General features: G+C 71.1%; 12 protein-coding genes. 8 read left to right on the top strand and 4 right to left on the bottom strand.

All coding sequences use genetic code 11. The features are described from left to right. Nucleotides 1-274: 274 nt before the first annotated feature. The gene (locus tag AVL59_RS05595) at nt 275-2,098 is read left to right on the top strand and encodes a phosphoenolpyruvate carboxykinase (GTP) (RefSeq protein WP_067300076.1); all 1,824 of its coding nucleotides are present in this window, start codon (nt 275-277) and stop codon (nt 2,096-2,098) included. Between the two features lie 272 nt (nt 2,099-2,370). Here AVL59_RS05595 and AVL59_RS05600 read toward each other — a convergent pair whose 3' ends face one another. Together AVL59_RS05600 and AVL59_RS05605 are read right to left on the bottom strand one after the other, a co-directional pair. Further along, nucleotides 2,371-2,790, bottom strand: a complete 420-nt coding sequence (locus AVL59_RS05600) for an SCO4983 family protein (protein WP_067300077.1) — start codon at nt 2,788-2,790, stop codon at nt 2,371-2,373. Between the two features lie 98 nt (nt 2,791-2,888). After that, on the bottom strand, nt 2,889-4,100 hold the full coding sequence (locus AVL59_RS05605; RefSeq protein WP_067300078.1) for a pyridoxal phosphate-dependent aminotransferase: 1,212 nt from the start codon (nt 4,098-4,100) through the stop codon (nt 2,889-2,891). 126 nt (nt 4,101-4,226) lie between these two features. On the opposite strand from AVL59_RS05605, the gene AVL59_RS05610 reads away from it, so the two are divergent. From AVL59_RS05610 to AVL59_RS05620, 3 genes are all read left to right on the top strand, one after another. Beyond that, a complete protein-coding gene (locus AVL59_RS05610) occupies nt 4,227-4,892 on the top strand; it encodes a hypothetical protein (RefSeq protein ID WP_237281441.1) in 666 nt (221 codons plus the stop codon). A gap of 43 nt (nt 4,893-4,935) precedes the next feature. Beyond that, on the top strand, nt 4,936-6,711 hold the full coding sequence (locus tag AVL59_RS05615; RefSeq protein ID WP_067300079.1) for a P-loop NTPase fold protein: 1,776 nt from the start codon (nt 4,936-4,938) through the stop codon (nt 6,709-6,711). Nucleotides 6,712-6,821: 110 nt separating this feature from the next. Next, entirely contained in the window at nt 6,822-7,652 is an 831-nt protein-coding gene (locus AVL59_RS05620; RefSeq protein WP_067300080.1) for a trypsin-like serine peptidase, read from the top strand. A 7-nt stretch (nt 7,653-7,659) separates the two neighbouring features. Here AVL59_RS05620 and AVL59_RS05625 read toward each other — a convergent pair whose 3' ends face one another. After that, a complete protein-coding gene (locus AVL59_RS05625) occupies nt 7,660-9,270 on the bottom strand; it encodes an N-acyl-D-amino-acid deacylase family protein (RefSeq protein ID WP_067300081.1) in 1,611 nt (536 codons plus the stop codon). Between the two features lie 10 nt (nt 9,271-9,280). After that, the gene (locus tag AVL59_RS05630; protein ID WP_067300082.1) at nt 9,281-10,546 is read right to left on the bottom strand and encodes an amino acid deaminase; all 1,266 of its coding nucleotides are present in this window, start codon (nt 10,544-10,546) and stop codon (nt 9,281-9,283) included. A gap of 192 nt (nt 10,547-10,738) precedes the next feature. Here AVL59_RS05630 and AVL59_RS05635 point away from each other — a divergent pair, with 192 nt between their 5' ends. From AVL59_RS05635 to AVL59_RS05650, 4 genes are all read left to right on the top strand, one after another. After that, entirely contained in the window at nt 10,739-11,881 is a 1,143-nt protein-coding gene (locus AVL59_RS05635) for a sugar kinase (RefSeq protein ID WP_079146536.1), read from the top strand. Beyond that, complete coding sequence (locus AVL59_RS05640; protein WP_067300084.1) at nt 11,878-12,675, top strand: IclR family transcriptional regulator; 798 nt, start codon at nt 11,878-11,880, stop codon at nt 12,673-12,675. The genes AVL59_RS05635 and AVL59_RS05640 overlap by 4 nt, the downstream gene beginning before the upstream one ends. Continuing rightward, nucleotides 12,672-13,082 carry a RidA family protein gene (locus AVL59_RS05645; RefSeq protein WP_067300085.1) on the top strand — a complete coding sequence of 137 codons (411 nt, stop codon included), beginning with the start codon at nt 12,672-12,674 and terminating at the stop codon, nt 13,080-13,082. Before AVL59_RS05640 ends, AVL59_RS05645 begins: the two co-directional genes overlap by 4 nt. A 111-nt stretch (nt 13,083-13,193) precedes the next feature. Next, a complete protein-coding gene (locus AVL59_RS05650) occupies nt 13,194-14,669 on the top strand; it encodes a GntP family permease (RefSeq protein ID WP_067300086.1) in 1,476 nt (491 codons plus the stop codon). The last annotated feature ends 6 nt before the right edge of the window (nt 14,670-14,675 follow it).

Here is a 14,675-nt window from a genome sequence, read left to right on the forward strand (position 1 = left end):
CATGGTACCTACGCCACCGTAAGTCGCGTGTCAGAGCGCGCTGGTGAGCGTACACAACGCAAAAAGTCCTTCCGCTGAACTCCACGTGGACGCAAAGAATCACGGAAACCGTGGGATTCCTCACGTCGCTCACCTGTGATGCCCTCTGGACAGATGGGCACTAGAATCGGATGATCAAATGAGTGCGGTCGGCACCGGATGAGCGGGCTACGAAGCATCCGGGTCGCAGCCCCCACGGGGCGACAAGACAAAAATCCCTCAATTAGGAGCAATCGTGGCGCGCGACATCGCGGCTCCCACCGGCGTCCCCACCAACCACCAGGAATTGATCTCGTGGGTCAACGAGATCGCCGAACTGACGCAGCCGGACAGTGTGGTCTGGTGTGACGGATCCGAGGCCGAGTACGAGCGCCTCAGCGAGGAGCTCGTCCGCAGGGGAACCTTCAAGAAGCTCGACCCGATCAAGCGCCCGCACTCCTACTACGCCGCCTCCGACCCCACCGACGTCGCGCGCGTCGAGGACCGGACCTTCATCTGCTCCGAGAAGGAGCAGGACGCGGGCCCGACCAACCACTGGAAGGACCCCGCCGAGATGCGGGAGATCTTCGCCGGTGAGCAGGGCCTGTTCCGCGGTTCGATGAAGGGCCGGACGATGTACGTCGTCCCGTTCTGCATGGGTCCGCTCGGCTCCCCGCTGTCCGCGATCGGCGTGGAGATCACCGACTCCGCCTATGTCGCCGTCTCCATGCGCACGATGACGCGCATGGGCCAGGCCGTCCTGGACGAGCTGGGCGACAGCGGCTTCTTCGTCAAGGCTGTGCACTCGCTCGGCGCCCCGCTGGAGCCCGGCCAGGCGGACGTCCCCTGGCCGTGCAACCGGACCAAGTACATCTCCCACTTCCCGGAGAGCCGCGAGATCTGGTCGTACGGCTCCGGCTACGGCGGCAACGCGCTGCTCGGCAAGAAGTGCTACGCCCTGCGTATCGCCTCCGTCATGGCCCGTGACGAGGGCTGGCTGGCCGAGCACATGCTGATCCTCAAGCTGACCCCGCCGCAGGGCGAGTCCAAGTACGTCGCCGCCGCCTTCCCGAGCGCCTGCGGCAAGACCAACCTCGCCATGCTGGAGCCCACGGTCTCCGGCTGGACCGTGGAGACCATCGGCGACGACATCGCCTGGATGCGGTTCGGCGAGGACGGCCGGCTGTACGCGATCAACCCCGAGGCCGGCTTCTTCGGCGTCGCGCCCGGCACCGGTGAGCACACCAACGCCAACGCGATGAAGACGCTGTGGGGCAACGCGGTCTTCACCAACGTCGCGCTCACCGACGACGGCGACGTGTGGTGGGAGGGCATGACCGAGGAACAGCCCGCCCACCTCACCGACTGGAAGGGCAACGCCTGGACGCCCGCGTCCGAGACGCCGGCCGCCCACCCCAACGCCCGCTTCACCGTCCCGGCCTCCCAGTGCCCGATCATCGCGCCGGAGTGGGAGGACCCGAAGGGCGTGCCGATCTCGGCGATCCTCTTCGGCGGCCGCCGCGCCACCGCGGTGCCGCTGGTGACGGAGTCCTTCGACTGGAACCACGGCGTCTTCCTCGGCGCCAACGTGGCCTCCGAGAAGACCGCCGCCGCCGAGGGCAAGGTCGGCGAGCTGCGCCGCGACCCGTTCGCGATGCTGCCGTTCTGCGGCTACAACATGGGCGACTACATGGCCCATTGGATCGACGTGGCCAAGGACAAGGACCAGTCCAAGCTGCCGAAGATCTACTACGTCAACTGGTTCCGGAAGAACGACCAGGGCAAGTTCGTCTGGCCCGGCTTCGGTGAGAACAGCCGCGTCCTGAAGTGGATCGTGGACCGGCTGGACGGCAGGGCCGAGGGCGTCGAGACCCCGATCGGCGTGCTGCCGGCCAAGGGCGCGCTGGACACCAACGGTCTCGAACTGTCCGAATCCGACCTGGACTTCCTGCTCACGGTCGACAAGGACGTCTGGCGCGAGGAGGCGGCCCTCGTCCCCGAGCACCTCAACACCTTCGGCGACCACACCCCGAAGGAGCTGTGGGACCAGTACCGCGCGCTGGTCGAGCGCCTGGGCTGAGGCCCGCAGAAAGACTCCACGGCCGGTTGGGATGCCCTGACCAGCGATCGTCACGGCCGGCCGTGGTGACACCGTCGAGGGCCCCGCACAACGGCGTGCGGGGCCCTCGTCCACTTCTGTAGGCCGGCTTCCCGTCCTGTGCGGCCCGCTCGATCTGTGACCAGGTGACCTGCTCGGAAGTCGGCCGAGGCCGACGCGGTGTATGGCGCCCGGTCCGCGCGTCGCTGCGGTGCACGCGGACCGGGGCCGATCATGGGACCCCGGGAACGGGGTCAGTGGGCCGTGCTCAGTTCCTTCGGCTCGGCCAGTGCCGCGGCGTGCGCGTCCATCCGCTCGGCGGCGAGGATGGCCGCCGTGGTGTCCGCCCGGGAGGCGGCGACGACCAGTGCGCGGCCCGCGAGCGCGTGGGCCCGCCGGTGCAGGGAGTCGGGTGCGCCGGCGGCGGCCGGCGCCGCCCGCAGCGGGGTGCGTCCGCCCCGCAGCCGGGCCACGTCACCGGCGAGCCGCTCGGCGGCCGTGTCCAGGTCGTCCGAGGGGGCGAGGGCGCGCAGCTCGTCGGTGACGGCGAGCAGTGCGGCGAGGTGCCCGGCGAGCTGGATGTCCAGCTCCTCCTCGCGTGACCGGTGGGGAAAGTCGGACGGGGTGCCGGCCATCGTGGTGTGGACCGACTTGGTGCGGATCGGTTCGTACATGGGGATGGCCTCCTGTGCTCTGACAGGAAGCCATCCTAGCTTGGATTTCGTCTAAAGTTGAGTCGTGTCACGGATTGCGGTCCGTCGGTCTCCGTCCGCTACGGCTGGCCGTAGCCGTCCAGGAAGGTCCCGATCCGGGTCACCGCGTCCCGCAGATCGCCGACGCTCGGCAATGTCACCACACGGAAGTGATCGGGCTCGGGCCAGTTGAAGCCGGTGCCCTGGACGACCATGATCTTCTCCTGGCGCAGCAGGTCCAGGACCATCCGCCGGTCGTCCTTGACCTGGAAGACCTGCGGGTCGAGGCGCGGGAACAGATACAGCGCTCCCTTGGGCCGTACGCAGCTGACTCCCGGAATCTGGGTGAGCAGTTCGTAGGCGACGTCCATCTGCTCCTTCAGTCGCCCGCCCGGCAGCACCAGGTCGTTGATCGACTGGCGTCCGCTGAGCGCGGCGACCACGCCGTGCTGTCCCGGCATGTTCGCGCACAGCCGCATGTTCGCGAGGATCGTCAGGCCCTCGAGGTAGGAGTCGGCGTGGGCGCGCGGGCCGGAGACCGACATCCAGCCGACCCGGTAGCCGGCCACCCGGTACGCCTTGGACATGCCGTTGAAGGTCAGCGTCAGCAGGTCGGGAGCCACGGCCGCCGTGGGCGTGTGCGTGGCGCCGTCGTAGAGGATCTTGTCGTAGATCTCGTCGGAGCAGACCAGCAGATTGTGCCGGCGGGCGATGTCGGTCAGACCCCGGAGCATCGCCTCGTCGTAGACGGCGCCCGTGGGGTTGTTCGGGTTGATGATGACGATCGCCTTGGTGCGGTCGGTGACCTTGCGCTCGACGTCGGCGAGGTCGGGCATCCAGTCGGACTGCTCGTCGCAGCGGTAGTGGACGGCCGTGCCGCCGGAGAGGGAGACGGCCGCCGTCCACAGCGGGTAGTCGGGGGCCGGTACGAGCACCTCGTCGCCGTCGTCCAGCAGGCCCTGCATCGCCATCACGATCAGCTCGGAGACGCCGTTGCCGATGAAGACGTGCTCGACGTCCGTCTCGATGCCGATGGTCTGGTTGTGCATCACGACCGCGCGGCGGGCGGCCAGCAGACCCTTCGCGTCGCCGTAGCCGTGCGCCGTCGAGACGTTGCGGAGGATGTCCTCCAGGATCTCCGGCGGGCACTCGAAGCCGAAGGCGGCGGGGTTGCCGGTGTTGAGCTTCAGGATGCGGTGACCGGCCGCCTCCAGCCTCATCGCCTCCTCGAGAACCGGGCCCCGGATCTCGTAACAGACGTTGGCGAGCTTGGTCGACTGGATCACCTGCATGCCCGCGAGCTTACGGCCCGGTCACGCCCCATGGGTCGTGTTTTCCGCCACGCGAGACTCGAAGGTTTGCGTCGTTATCGCCGGTAGCTGTCACAGGAGTCACACACGTCTCTACAATTCCCGGCCATGTCCACCGAACGCGAGCTCGGGCCGGAGACGCACGGCGCACACGGACCGGCCGGTGCGGCCGGAGGTCCGCCGAGCGTGTACCACCCGCAGACGGCCGCGGTCCCCTCGTACGAGGAGTACGCCGACCCCGCCGCCGCCCACGGCTGGCAGAACGCGTACGACGAGACGCGCGAGCTGCCCGCCGTACCCTCGGCCGGCGGCCCCGGCGAGGCCTTCGCCGAGGCGTCCGGCCGGGCCGACCGCAGGCGACGGCGGAAGCGGGGCGGGCGCCGCCGGGCGACCGTCGTCGCGGGCGTGCTCGGCGTGGTCTGCGCGGGCGCGGTCGTCACCGTCCTGCTGGCTTCGGGGCCCTCGGCCACGCCGCGCTCCGGCGACCGGCAGCGCACCTTCGGCGGCGCACCGGGCGGGGCGAGTGCCGGCCCGGCCGCCGCTTCCCCGGTCGCGACGGGCGGAGCCGGACGGGACGCCGTCACGTCCACCGCGTCCCCGTCGGCCGGCGCCTCCGCGTCCGGTACCGGCGCGCCGTCGGTCTCGACCACCGGTTCCCCGCCCGGCACGGCTCCCTCGGCCCCCGCCGCGACGGCCCCCGGCACCAGCGTCTCGACCCCCTTCCAGCCCGGCGGCCAGGGCAGAGGACGGGGACATGCGAAGAGGCCCAAGTAGCGGCACGCGGCGGTAACTTGGGTTCGCCGAGGGAAGGGCGGGCATGGAGTTCTCGCTGTTGAACGACGAGCCGGTGACCGAGCCGGACGCCGATCTGCTGGGCGCCGGCCGGGCCGCCCGGGAACTGGCCCGGCTGCTGCACGACTCCCGTACGTCGACCCCCTTCACGCTGGCGGTCGACGCCGGGTGGGGGATGGGCAAGAGCTCTCTGATGCGGCTGGTCGAGGCGGAGCTGCGGCTGCGGAAGGACACGGTGGCCGTCTGGTACAACGCGTGGACCTCGACCGGGCCGGACGCGTTGGAGGGGCTGATCAAGTCCGTCCTGATGCGGTTCGACCGGCGGGTGCTGCGGCGTGCGCTGAACCGGCTGGCCGAGCGGCGCACGCTGATCACGGCGGCCCGTACGGTGGCCGCCGTGGCGGCGGCCCCGCTCGGGGTGGCCGGGCTGGTGGACCGGTTGTGGCGGGAGCTGTCGGCCGATCCCACGTCCCGCAACGCGATGCGGGACTCGCTGCGCGAACTGGCCGCGGAGTGGGCCGAGTCGACGGCGTACGAGCCCCGGCGGCTGCTCGTCGTCTTCATCGACGACCTCGACCGCTGCTCGGAGGAGACCGTGCTCGCGGTGTGCGAGGCGGTCAAGGTCTACCTCGACGTGCCGGGCCTGGCCTTCGTCATCGGCTGCGACCGCTCGGCCCTCGGCCCCTCGGGCCTGCTTCGGGACCTGTCACCGGCCGGGTCGGCGTTCATGGAGAAGATCTTCCAGACGAGCTACCGGTTACCGGGGCCGAGTCCGGACGACGTCGAGGCCTACGTCCACCGGTGCGCGCTGCGTTCGGGTCTGCGCGAGCTGCTGGACGACGATCTGGTCAAGCTGATCGCCGAGCGCTCCGCCCGCAACCCGCGCCGGATCAAACGGCTCATCAACGGCTTCGGGCTGGAGTACGGGCTGAACCCGGTGTGGGCCCGGTTCGCCCCGGAAGCGGTGATCAGGACGCTGCTGCTGCAGCACCTCTACGCCGATTTCTACCGGACCCTGCTCGCGGGCGACCGGAATCACCCGGACGCGGCCCGGGAGTTCCTCGACTACCGCAGGGCCCGCAGGGTGCTGAGCAGCCCGTCGGACACGCCGGATGCGGAGGACTGGGGGATCACGGTCTCCTGCGTCTCGGGGCACGGGCTGACCGCGCCGCCGCGGGACCGGCCCGAGGAGTGGGGGCCGTTGCTGGCCCGGCTGGAGGAGTATCTGCCCACCGGTTTCCCGGCGCTGGAGCGGGACCCGAGGTTCGTGACGCTCGTGCAGGAGCTGATGGCCATGGCCGACGCCGATGAGCTGGTGCGCCAGCTCCAGTACGGTGCCGCGCCGGTCACGTCCGTGTATCCCGGCGATGAGCGCGACATCACCTACGACGGGACCCGCGCACGCTCGACTCCCTATGAGGGCGCACATGTGCTGTGGGTGGACGACCACCCGGAGAACAACAGCAGTGAAGCGGGACGCCTGGAGGCGCTGGGCGCACGGGTGTGGATCGCCCGGGACGCCCGGGAGGCCGAGCAGGTCCTCGGCGCCGTCCGGGTCGACCTGCTCCTCTCGGACGTGGCGCGGGGGTGGCGGAGCGAGGCCGGACTCGACGCCCTGCGCCGCTGGCGCGACAGCGGGCGCTACCAGGGTCCCGTCGTCTTCTTCTGCGGGCGGATCACCCCGGACCGCCAGGCGCGGTGCCGGGAACTCGGGGCGCACATCACCCTGTCCAGCGCGGAGTTGACCGTCCTGACCGACAGCCTGTTGCTCGCGGCTCTCGCGGCCCGCTCGGCGGACTAGTCGCATACAACTCCTTGCCCGGACACCCCTCACACTCCACAATGCTCATGACAAATGAGCGGGCGGCCGGAAGTCTTCCGGTCGCCCAAGTCATAAGAGGGGACCCCCACATGAACAAGCCTCTCCTTGCCGTGCTCTCCTCCCTGGCCCTAGCCGGGGTGGGCGCTGCCCCCGCGGTCGCCGCGCCGCAGGCGAAGGCCCCGAGAGCGACCGTCGACTTCGCCGGCACCGTCTCGCTCAGCAACTGCTCCGGCTCGGTCATCCGCTTCCCCAACTCCGCCGACAGCGACCCCGCGCTCGTCATGACCAACGGCCACTGCCTGGAGACCGGTTTCCCGTCCCCGGGCGAGGTCATCACCGGCCAGTCCTCCAGCCGCAGCTTCGGCCTGCTGAACTCCTCCGGCAGCAGGATCGCCACGCTCCGCGCCAACCAGGTCGTCTACTCGACCATGACCGACACGGACGTCACGATCTACCGGCTGACCACCACGTACGCGCAGATCAAGAGCTCGTACGGGATCAACGCGCTCACGGTCAGCGACAGCCACCCCGTCGCCGGCACCTCCATCAAGGTCGTCTCCGGCTACTGGAAGCGGACCTACAGCTGCAGCATCGACGGGTTCGTGTACCGGCTGAAGGAGGGCGACTGGACCTGGAAGGACTCGGTCCGTTACACCTCCTCCTGCAACACCATCGGCGGCACCTCCGGCTCCCCGGTGATCGACACCGCCAGCGGCAAGGTCGTGGCCGTCAACAACACCGGCAACGAGGACGGCGAGACCTGCACGGAGAACAACCCGTGCGAGGTGGACGAGAGCGGCAAGGTCACCGTCCGCCAGGGCATCAACTACGCCGAGGAGACCTACACCATCCCGGCCTGCTTCACCACCGGCAACAAGCTGAACCTCGACGCGTCCGGCTGCACCCTGCCCAAGCCGTGATCCGGGCTCAGCGGTCGGTCCGGCGGACCGACCGCCCGGCCAGCACATCCGTGCGCCGGCCGTCCTCGATCACGAAGCGGCCGTCGACCAGGACGTACGGGATCCCCGTCGGCAGCCCGCGCGGCTCGGCGAACGTGGCGCCGGCCGCGACCGTGACCGGATCGAACAGGACCAGGTCGGCCCGGTAGCCCTCGCGCACCAGCCCGCGGTCCGGCAGACGCAGCCGGGCCGCGGGCCGCGCGGTGAGATGGGCGACGCACTCCTCCAGGGAGAGGAGACCCGACTCCCGTACGTAGTGGCCCAGATAGTGAGGGAACGTGCCGTACGCGCGCGGGTGCGGCTTGGCGCCCTGAAGGATGCCGTCGGAGCCGCCGGTGTGGGTGGGGTGCCGCATGATCGCGCGGACGTTCTCCTCGTGGCCGACGTGCTGGAGGATCGTCGGGCCGAGCCGGTCCTCGGTCAGCAGCCGCCGCGCCACCGTCCACGGGCTCTCGCCGCGCAGGTGAGCCGACTCCTGGACGGTACGGCCCACGAAGTCGCCGAGGGCCGGGTCGCTCACGCCGGAGATCTCGATCGTCTCCCACTCCACCGGCACGCCGTGGCAGCCGTCGGAGCCGCTCACCTCCAGGTCGTGCCGGATGCGTTCGGCGGTCGCCGGGTCGGCGAGACGGGCCAGGATCTCCTGGGGGCCGCCCTCGCTCGCCCAGCTCGGCAGCAGCGCGGCCAGGGTGGTGCAGCCGGGGGTGTACGGGTAGGTGTCCAGCGTGATGTCCGCGCCCGAGTCCAGCGCCTGGTCGAGGAGGGCGAGGAGTTCGGGTGCGCGGCCCTTGTTCACGCCGAAGTTCATGGTGGCGTGGGCGAGATGGAGCGGGCAGCCGGCCTCCCGGGTCAGGGCGACCATCTCGGCGTACGCCTCCAGGGCGCCGGCGCCGTAGGAGCGGTGGTGCGGGCAGTAGTAGCCGCCGTACCGGGCCACCACCCGGCACAGTTCGGTGAGTTCGGCGTCCTCGGCGTACATGCCGGGCGTGTAGGTGAGCCCGGAGGACAGCCCGACCGCGCCCTGTTCGAGCCCCTCGGCCACCAGCTGCCGCATCCGGTCCAGCTCCGCGGGCGTCGCCGGGCGGTCCGCCCAGCCGACGACCAGCGCGCGGACCGTGCCCTGCGGGATCAGATAGGCGGCGTTGACCGCGATGCCCCCGTCCAGGCGGTCGAGGTACTCGCCGACCGTGCGCCAGTCGAACTCGATGCCGTCCCCGTACCCGTTCCAGCCGGTGATCGCCCGGCGGACCTCCTCCAGGGTGCGGTCGTCCACCGGCGCGTACGACAGCCCGTCCTGGCCGATGACTTCGAGGGTGACTCCCTGGGCCGCCTTCGCGCTGTGGTCGGGGTCGTGCAGGAGGGCCAGGTCGGAGTGGGCGTGCATGTCGATGAAGCCGGGGGAGAGGACCAGGCCTTCCGCGTCCAGCTCGCGCATGGCGCGCGGGCGCAGGCAGCCGGCCGCCGCGGCCTCCCTGACGATCGAGACGACACGGCCGCCGTCGACCACCACATCGGCCCGGTACGACGGCTCCCCGCTGCCGTCGACCACGTCGGCGTCCCGGATGACCAGGTCCTCCACGAAAGGCTCCCTAGAAGTAGGTGCGGATGTAGTCGACGACCGTCCCGTCCGCCTCGGCCACCGGGATCAGCTGCCACTTGTCGAAGGACGTGCACGGGTGGGACAGGCCGAAGCCGACCCAGTCGCCGACCTCGACGTCCGCGTCCGGCGCGGTGCCCAGCCACAGGTGCTGGTCGGACAGGGCGGTCACCTCGATCCCGGTCGCCGGGTGCTCCGTGCCGTCCCGGCGTACCACCTGGACGACGGGCAGGTCCAGGTCGTAGGCGGCGTCCCGCTTGCCCGCGTTGACGAAGGCCTGGTCGGCCGAGGGGCGGGAGACGACCTGGGCCCACAGCCGGAACGCGGGCTCCAGGGCACCCTCCTCGGGGACCCGGTTGAACGGGGTGAGCCTCCTGTAGTGCACGTCGTCGTGCGAGACGTAGGCGCCCGAGCGGAGCAGCTTCAGGACCGGGCGGGAGAGTTCGGGGATCCGGGCGAAGACGTCGGCCACCGAGTCGAACCACTCGCTGCCGCCCGCGCTCACCATGATCTCCTCGGCCCCGGCGAACCGCCCCGCCCTGTCGAACTCGGCGGCGAGCGCGACCAGCCGGGTCAGCCACTCCCGCACGCGCTCCGGGTCGGCGCCGGGCACCTGGGCCTCGTAACCCGCCACGCCCACCAGCCGCAGCGTCCGTGTGCGGGCCACCGCGTCCGCGACCGCCCGCGCGTCCGCCTCCGTGCGCACACCGGTCCGGGCGCCGTCGCCCGCGCCCAGCTCCACCACGACCTCCACCGGCCGGGCGGCGCCGCGCAGAGCCGCGTCCATCAGCTCCGCCCCGCGCACGGAGTCGACGTAGCAGACGAAGCGGAACTCCGGGTCGGCGGCGAGTTCGGCGGCGATCCAGCGCAGCGCGGAGGCGTCCACCACCTCATTGGCGAGGAAGATCCGCCGCACACCGAACTCCCGGGCCACCCGCACCTGATGGGGCAGGGCGAGGGTGATGCCCCAGGCGCCGTGCTCGATCTGCCGCCGGAAGAGCTGAGGGGCCATCGAGGTCTTGCCGTGCGGGGCGAAGGCCAGGCCGTGCCGGCTCATGTACGTCTCCATGAGCGCCAGGTTGTGCTCCAGGCGCTCGGCGGACAGCGCGAGGACCGGGGTCGTGAAGCCGCCGGTGAACAGGTTGCGGCGCTGGGCGGTCAGCTCGGCCACGGTCAGGCCGTCGGCGTCCGGCGGGAGTCCCTTGAAGCGGTGGTCGACGCGTTCCTCGGCCAGGCGGGTGAGCGCTGCGGTGCTCATGAGGCCCCTCTCCACCGTTGCAACATCTGCAACGGTCATTGCATGTAGTGCTATCGGTGTCTAGCATCTCGCCGACACCCGGTCAACGGCGCGGCCGCCGCCCGGACATCGACAGGAGTCATCATCGACGACGCTGCTTACGATGCCGTTCTCGCCCCCGACGCCGTCGAGGTCGTCGCGCTCGGCGAGTCCATGGTCACGTTTCTGCCCACCCGGCCGGGGCGGCTCGCGGACGTGCCCTCCTTCGAGCGCGCCATCGGCGGAGCCGAGTCCAACGTGGCCTGCGTGCTGGCCGCCGCCGGGCACACCACCCGCTGGGTCAGCCGGGTCGGCGCGGACGGCTTCGGCGACCATCTGGTGGAGACGGTCGGTTCGTACGGCGTCGACGTGTCCTTCGTGCGCCGGGATCCGGCACGCCCGACCGGCGTGTACTTCCGCACGGCGGGCGACCGTGCCACGGACCAGCACGAGGTGGCGTACTACCGGGCGGGGTCGGCGGCGTCCGCGATGTCACCGGCGCACGTGGACCTGGGGGCGGTACGCGCGGGCCGGGTACTGCACCTGTCGGGGATCACGGCGGCGTTGTCCGGGGGGTGCCTGGAACTGCTGCGCATGCTCACCGCGCCGGGCCCGTGTCGGCGCCCGGTCTCCTTCGACGTCAACTACCGGCCGGGACTGTGGCGCGACCCCGGCGGGCCCGAGGTGCTGCTGGAGCTGGCCCGGAGGTGCGAGCTGGTCTTCGTCGGAACCGACGAGGCCGAAGCGGCCTGGGGTGTCACCGGAGGGCCGGAGGCGATCCGCGCGCTGCTCCCCGAGCCGAGCGTGCTGGTGGTGAAGGAAGGTGCTCGGGGGGCAACGGCGTTCGACGGCCGTCCCGGCCGTCCAGCCGCGGGCACTTCGTGCCCGCCTGGCTTCGGGCAGTCGTGCCTCCCCCAAAGCCTCAAGGACCTGGGGGGACCCCCAGGCGGCACGGGTGGGCGCAGCGGCACCCCGCAGGCGCGGGCGAACGAAACCCGCCCCCGCCCGGCCACCGCACCGCCCGCCTTCCAACCCGCCCCCACCGTGGACGTCGTGGCGACGGTGGGCGCAGGAGACGCCTTCGCCGCCGGCTTCCTGTCCGCGACCCTGCGCGGCCTCCCCGTGAGGGAATGCCTCAGACACGGCCACCTCACGGCGGCAGCCGCCCTCACCGTCCCCGGCGACCTCGCCGCCCCTCCCGCCCGCGGCCACGCCGACCGCCTGGCAGCCCTGGACGACCAGGCATGGGGGAGACTTCGACTCGGCCCCGGCTGGACGCAAGCCGAGCAGGCCACGGAGGAGGCGATCACCCCATGAGTCAGACCGTCGACCGCGCCCTGAGCATCCTGCCGCTGCTCGCCGAGGGCCCCGCCGACCTCGGCCAGGTCGCCGACCGGCTCGGCGTGCACAAGTCCACGGCGCTGCGGCTCCTGCGCACCCTGCACGAGCACGGCCTGGTCTACCGCCAGTCCGACCAGCGCTACCGGCTCGGCGCCCGCCTCTTCGCCCTGGCCCAGGAGGCGATGGAGAACCTCGACATCCGCGAGATCGCCCACCCTCACCTCGCGCGCCTCAACGAGAGCTGCGGCCACACCGTGCACCTCGCCGTCCACGAGGAGAACGAGGTCCTCTACATCGACAAGGTGGAGAGCCGCTACCCGGTGCGCATGTACTCGCGGATCGGCAAGCCGGTCGCGATCACCGTGGCCGCCGTGGCCAAGCTGCTCCTCGCCGACCTGCCCGAACCAGAGCGCCGCGCTCTCGCGGACAAGCTCGACTACCCCCTGTACACGGCCCGTTCGACCCCCAACGCCGCCGCGTTCCTCCGGGAGCTGGAGCAGGTGCGCGAACAGGGCTGGGCCACCGACCTCGGTGGCCACGAGGAGTCGATCAACTGCGTCGCGGCGCCGATCCGCGGCGCCGACGGCCGGGTGGTCGCCGCGATGTCGGTGTCCGCGCCGAACGTCGTCGTCACCGCCGAGGAACTCCTCACCCTGCTCCCGCAGGTGCGCCGTACCGCGGACGCGATCAGCGGCGAGTACTCCGGAAGAACGCCGGTGAAGGGCACCCCCCCGATGACCGAGACGCCAGCGAAGGGCACCCCCGCATGACCGAGAAGACCGCGCTCACCCCGAAGACCCACACCACCCCGCCCGCGAAGTTCTCCCACGGCGTGAAGAAGGGCAACATCCTCCAGGTCGCCGGCCAGGTCGGCTTCCTGCCCGCAGAGGAGGGCAAGCCCCCGACGCCGGCCGGCCCCACCCTGCGCGAGCAGACCCTGCAGACCCTCGCCAACGTCCGGGCGATCCTCGAAGAGGGCGGCGCGAGCTGGGACGACGCGATGATGATCCGCGTCTACCTCACCGACGTGGACCACTTCGCCGAGATGAACGCCCTCTACAACGCCTACTTCGAGGAGCAGGGCCTCACCCAGCCGCCCGCCGCGCGCACCACGGTCTACGTCGGTCTGCCGGCCGGCCTCCTCATCGAGATCGACGCCCTCGCCGTCCTGAGCTGACGGCACCTCACTCTCTCCCGCACGTCCCGCACGGCGCGGCCCCCCCCGGGGTGCCGTGCCGCGCCCCGCCCTGCCCGAAAGCACCAATGCATTTACGAAGAGGACCCCCGTATGTCCTTTCCGCTCGCCGCAACCGCTCCCGCGACCCCACCCCACACCGGAGGCCTGCTCCTCCTCGTCGACGGCACCACGGGACTGCTCACCGTCGCCGCCATCGGCATAGTTCTGCTGCTCCTCCTGATCATCAAGGTCCGGCTGCAGCCCTTCGTCGCCCTGCTCGCCGTCTCCATAGTCGTAGGCCTGCTCGCCGGTCTCCCGGTCACCGAACTCTTCGGCACCGTCCAGCGCTCCGACGCCGTCTCCACCATCGAGTCCGGGATGGGCGGCATCCTCGGCCACGTCGCGATCATCATCGGGCTCGGCACGATGCTCGGCGCGATCCTCGAAGTCAGCGGCGGGGCCGAGGTGCTGGCCTCCCGACTGCTCGGCCTGTTCGGGGAGGAGCGAGCTCCCCTCGCCATGGGCCTGACCGGCCTGATCTTCGGCATCCCGGTCTTCTTCGACGTGGGCATCTTCGTCCTGGCGCCCCTCGTGTACGCGGCCGCCAGGCGCGGCGGCAAGTCGATCCTCCTCTACTGCCTGCCGCTGCTCGCCGGCCTCTCCATGACCCACGCCTTCCTGCCGCCGCACCCCGGCCCGGTCGCCGCCGCCGGACTGCTGCACGTCCAGCTCGGCTGGGTGATCCTCATGGGCATCGTCTGCGGCATCCCCGCCGTCCTCGCCGCCTGGGCGTTCTCCGCCTGGATCGGCGAGCGGATCTTCGTCGCCGTACCGCAGGACATGGTCGAGGCGGCCGAGGAGGCGAAGCGGGCCGTCGCCGCCGAGCAGCGCGCACAGGGTGTGGAACCGCGGGAGAACCCGGTGCCGTTCGGCACGGTCCTCGCCATCATCGGCACGCCGCTGCTGCTGATCCTCGCCGCGACCTTCTCCTCCATCGCCCTCGACCCGTCCCCGGGCCGCTCGGTCCTGGAGTTCTTCGGCAGCCCCTTCGTCGCCCTCACCCTCGCCCTGCTGCTCGCCTACTACCTGCTGGGCATCCGGCGCGGCTGGTCCCGCACGTCCCTGGAGGCCGTGTCGACCTCGTCCCTCAAGCCGGTCGGCAACATCCTGCTGGTGGTCGGCGCGGGCGGGGTCTTCGGCGCCGTGCTCAAGGCCAGCGGGGTCGCCCAGGCCCTGTCTGACACCTTCCACGACGTCGGCCTGCCGGTGATCGTGCTGTCGTACCTGATCTCGCTGGTGCTGCGCGTCGCCCAGGGATCGGCCACGGTCGCGATCGTCACCACCGCCGGCATCGTGGCGCCGCTGCTGACGGGAGGCCACCACTCCCAGGCATTCGTGGCCCTGGTCATCATGGCCATCTCGGCGGGCTCCATCTTCGCCTCGCACGTCAACGACGGGGGTTTCTGGATGGTCGCCAAGTACTTCGGCATCGGCGAGCGGGACACGCTGCGCACCTGGACGGTGCTGGAGTCGGTGCTCTCGGTGGCGGGGTTCGCCACGGCGGGGGTGGTGAGCCTGTTCCTGTAGGCAGTA

The sequence above is a fragment of the Streptomyces griseochromogenes genome (assembly GCF_001542625.1).
In the GTDB taxonomy this organism is placed as follows: Bacteria; Actinomycetota; Actinomycetes; order Streptomycetales; family Streptomycetaceae; genus Streptomyces; species Streptomyces griseochromogenes.

Bases quoted from the DNA above. Each gene is read 5' to 3' on its own strand.
- AVL59_RS05645 (WP_067300085.1), top strand. From the start codon at position 12,672: ATGACCGAGAAGACCGCGCTCACCCCGAAGACCCACACCACCCCGCCC.
- AVL59_RS05610 (WP_237281441.1), top strand. From the start codon at position 4,227: ATGTCCACCGAACGCGAGCTCGGGCCGGAGACGCACGGCGCACACGGA.
- AVL59_RS05635 (WP_079146536.1), top strand. From the start codon at position 10,739: ATGGTCACGTTTCTGCCCACCCGGCCGGGGCGGCTCGCGGACGTGCCC.
- AVL59_RS05600 (WP_067300077.1), bottom strand. From the start codon at position 2,790: ATGTACGAACCGATCCGCACCAAGTCGGTCCACACCACGATGGCCGGC.
- AVL59_RS05630 (WP_067300082.1), bottom strand. From the start codon at position 10,546: ATGAGCACCGCAGCGCTCACCCGCCTGGCCGAGGAACGCGTCGACCAC.
- AVL59_RS05605 (WP_067300078.1), bottom strand. From the start codon at position 4,100: ATGCAGGTGATCCAGTCGACCAAGCTCGCCAACGTCTGTTACGAGATC.
- AVL59_RS05615 (WP_067300079.1), top strand. From the start codon at position 4,936: ATGGAGTTCTCGCTGTTGAACGACGAGCCGGTGACCGAGCCGGACGCC.
- AVL59_RS05650 (WP_067300086.1), top strand. From the start codon at position 13,194: ATGTCCTTTCCGCTCGCCGCAACCGCTCCCGCGACCCCACCCCACACC.
- AVL59_RS05640 (WP_067300084.1), top strand. From the start codon at position 11,878: ATGAGTCAGACCGTCGACCGCGCCCTGAGCATCCTGCCGCTGCTCGCC.
- AVL59_RS05620 (WP_067300080.1), top strand. From the start codon at position 6,822: ATGAACAAGCCTCTCCTTGCCGTGCTCTCCTCCCTGGCCCTAGCCGGG.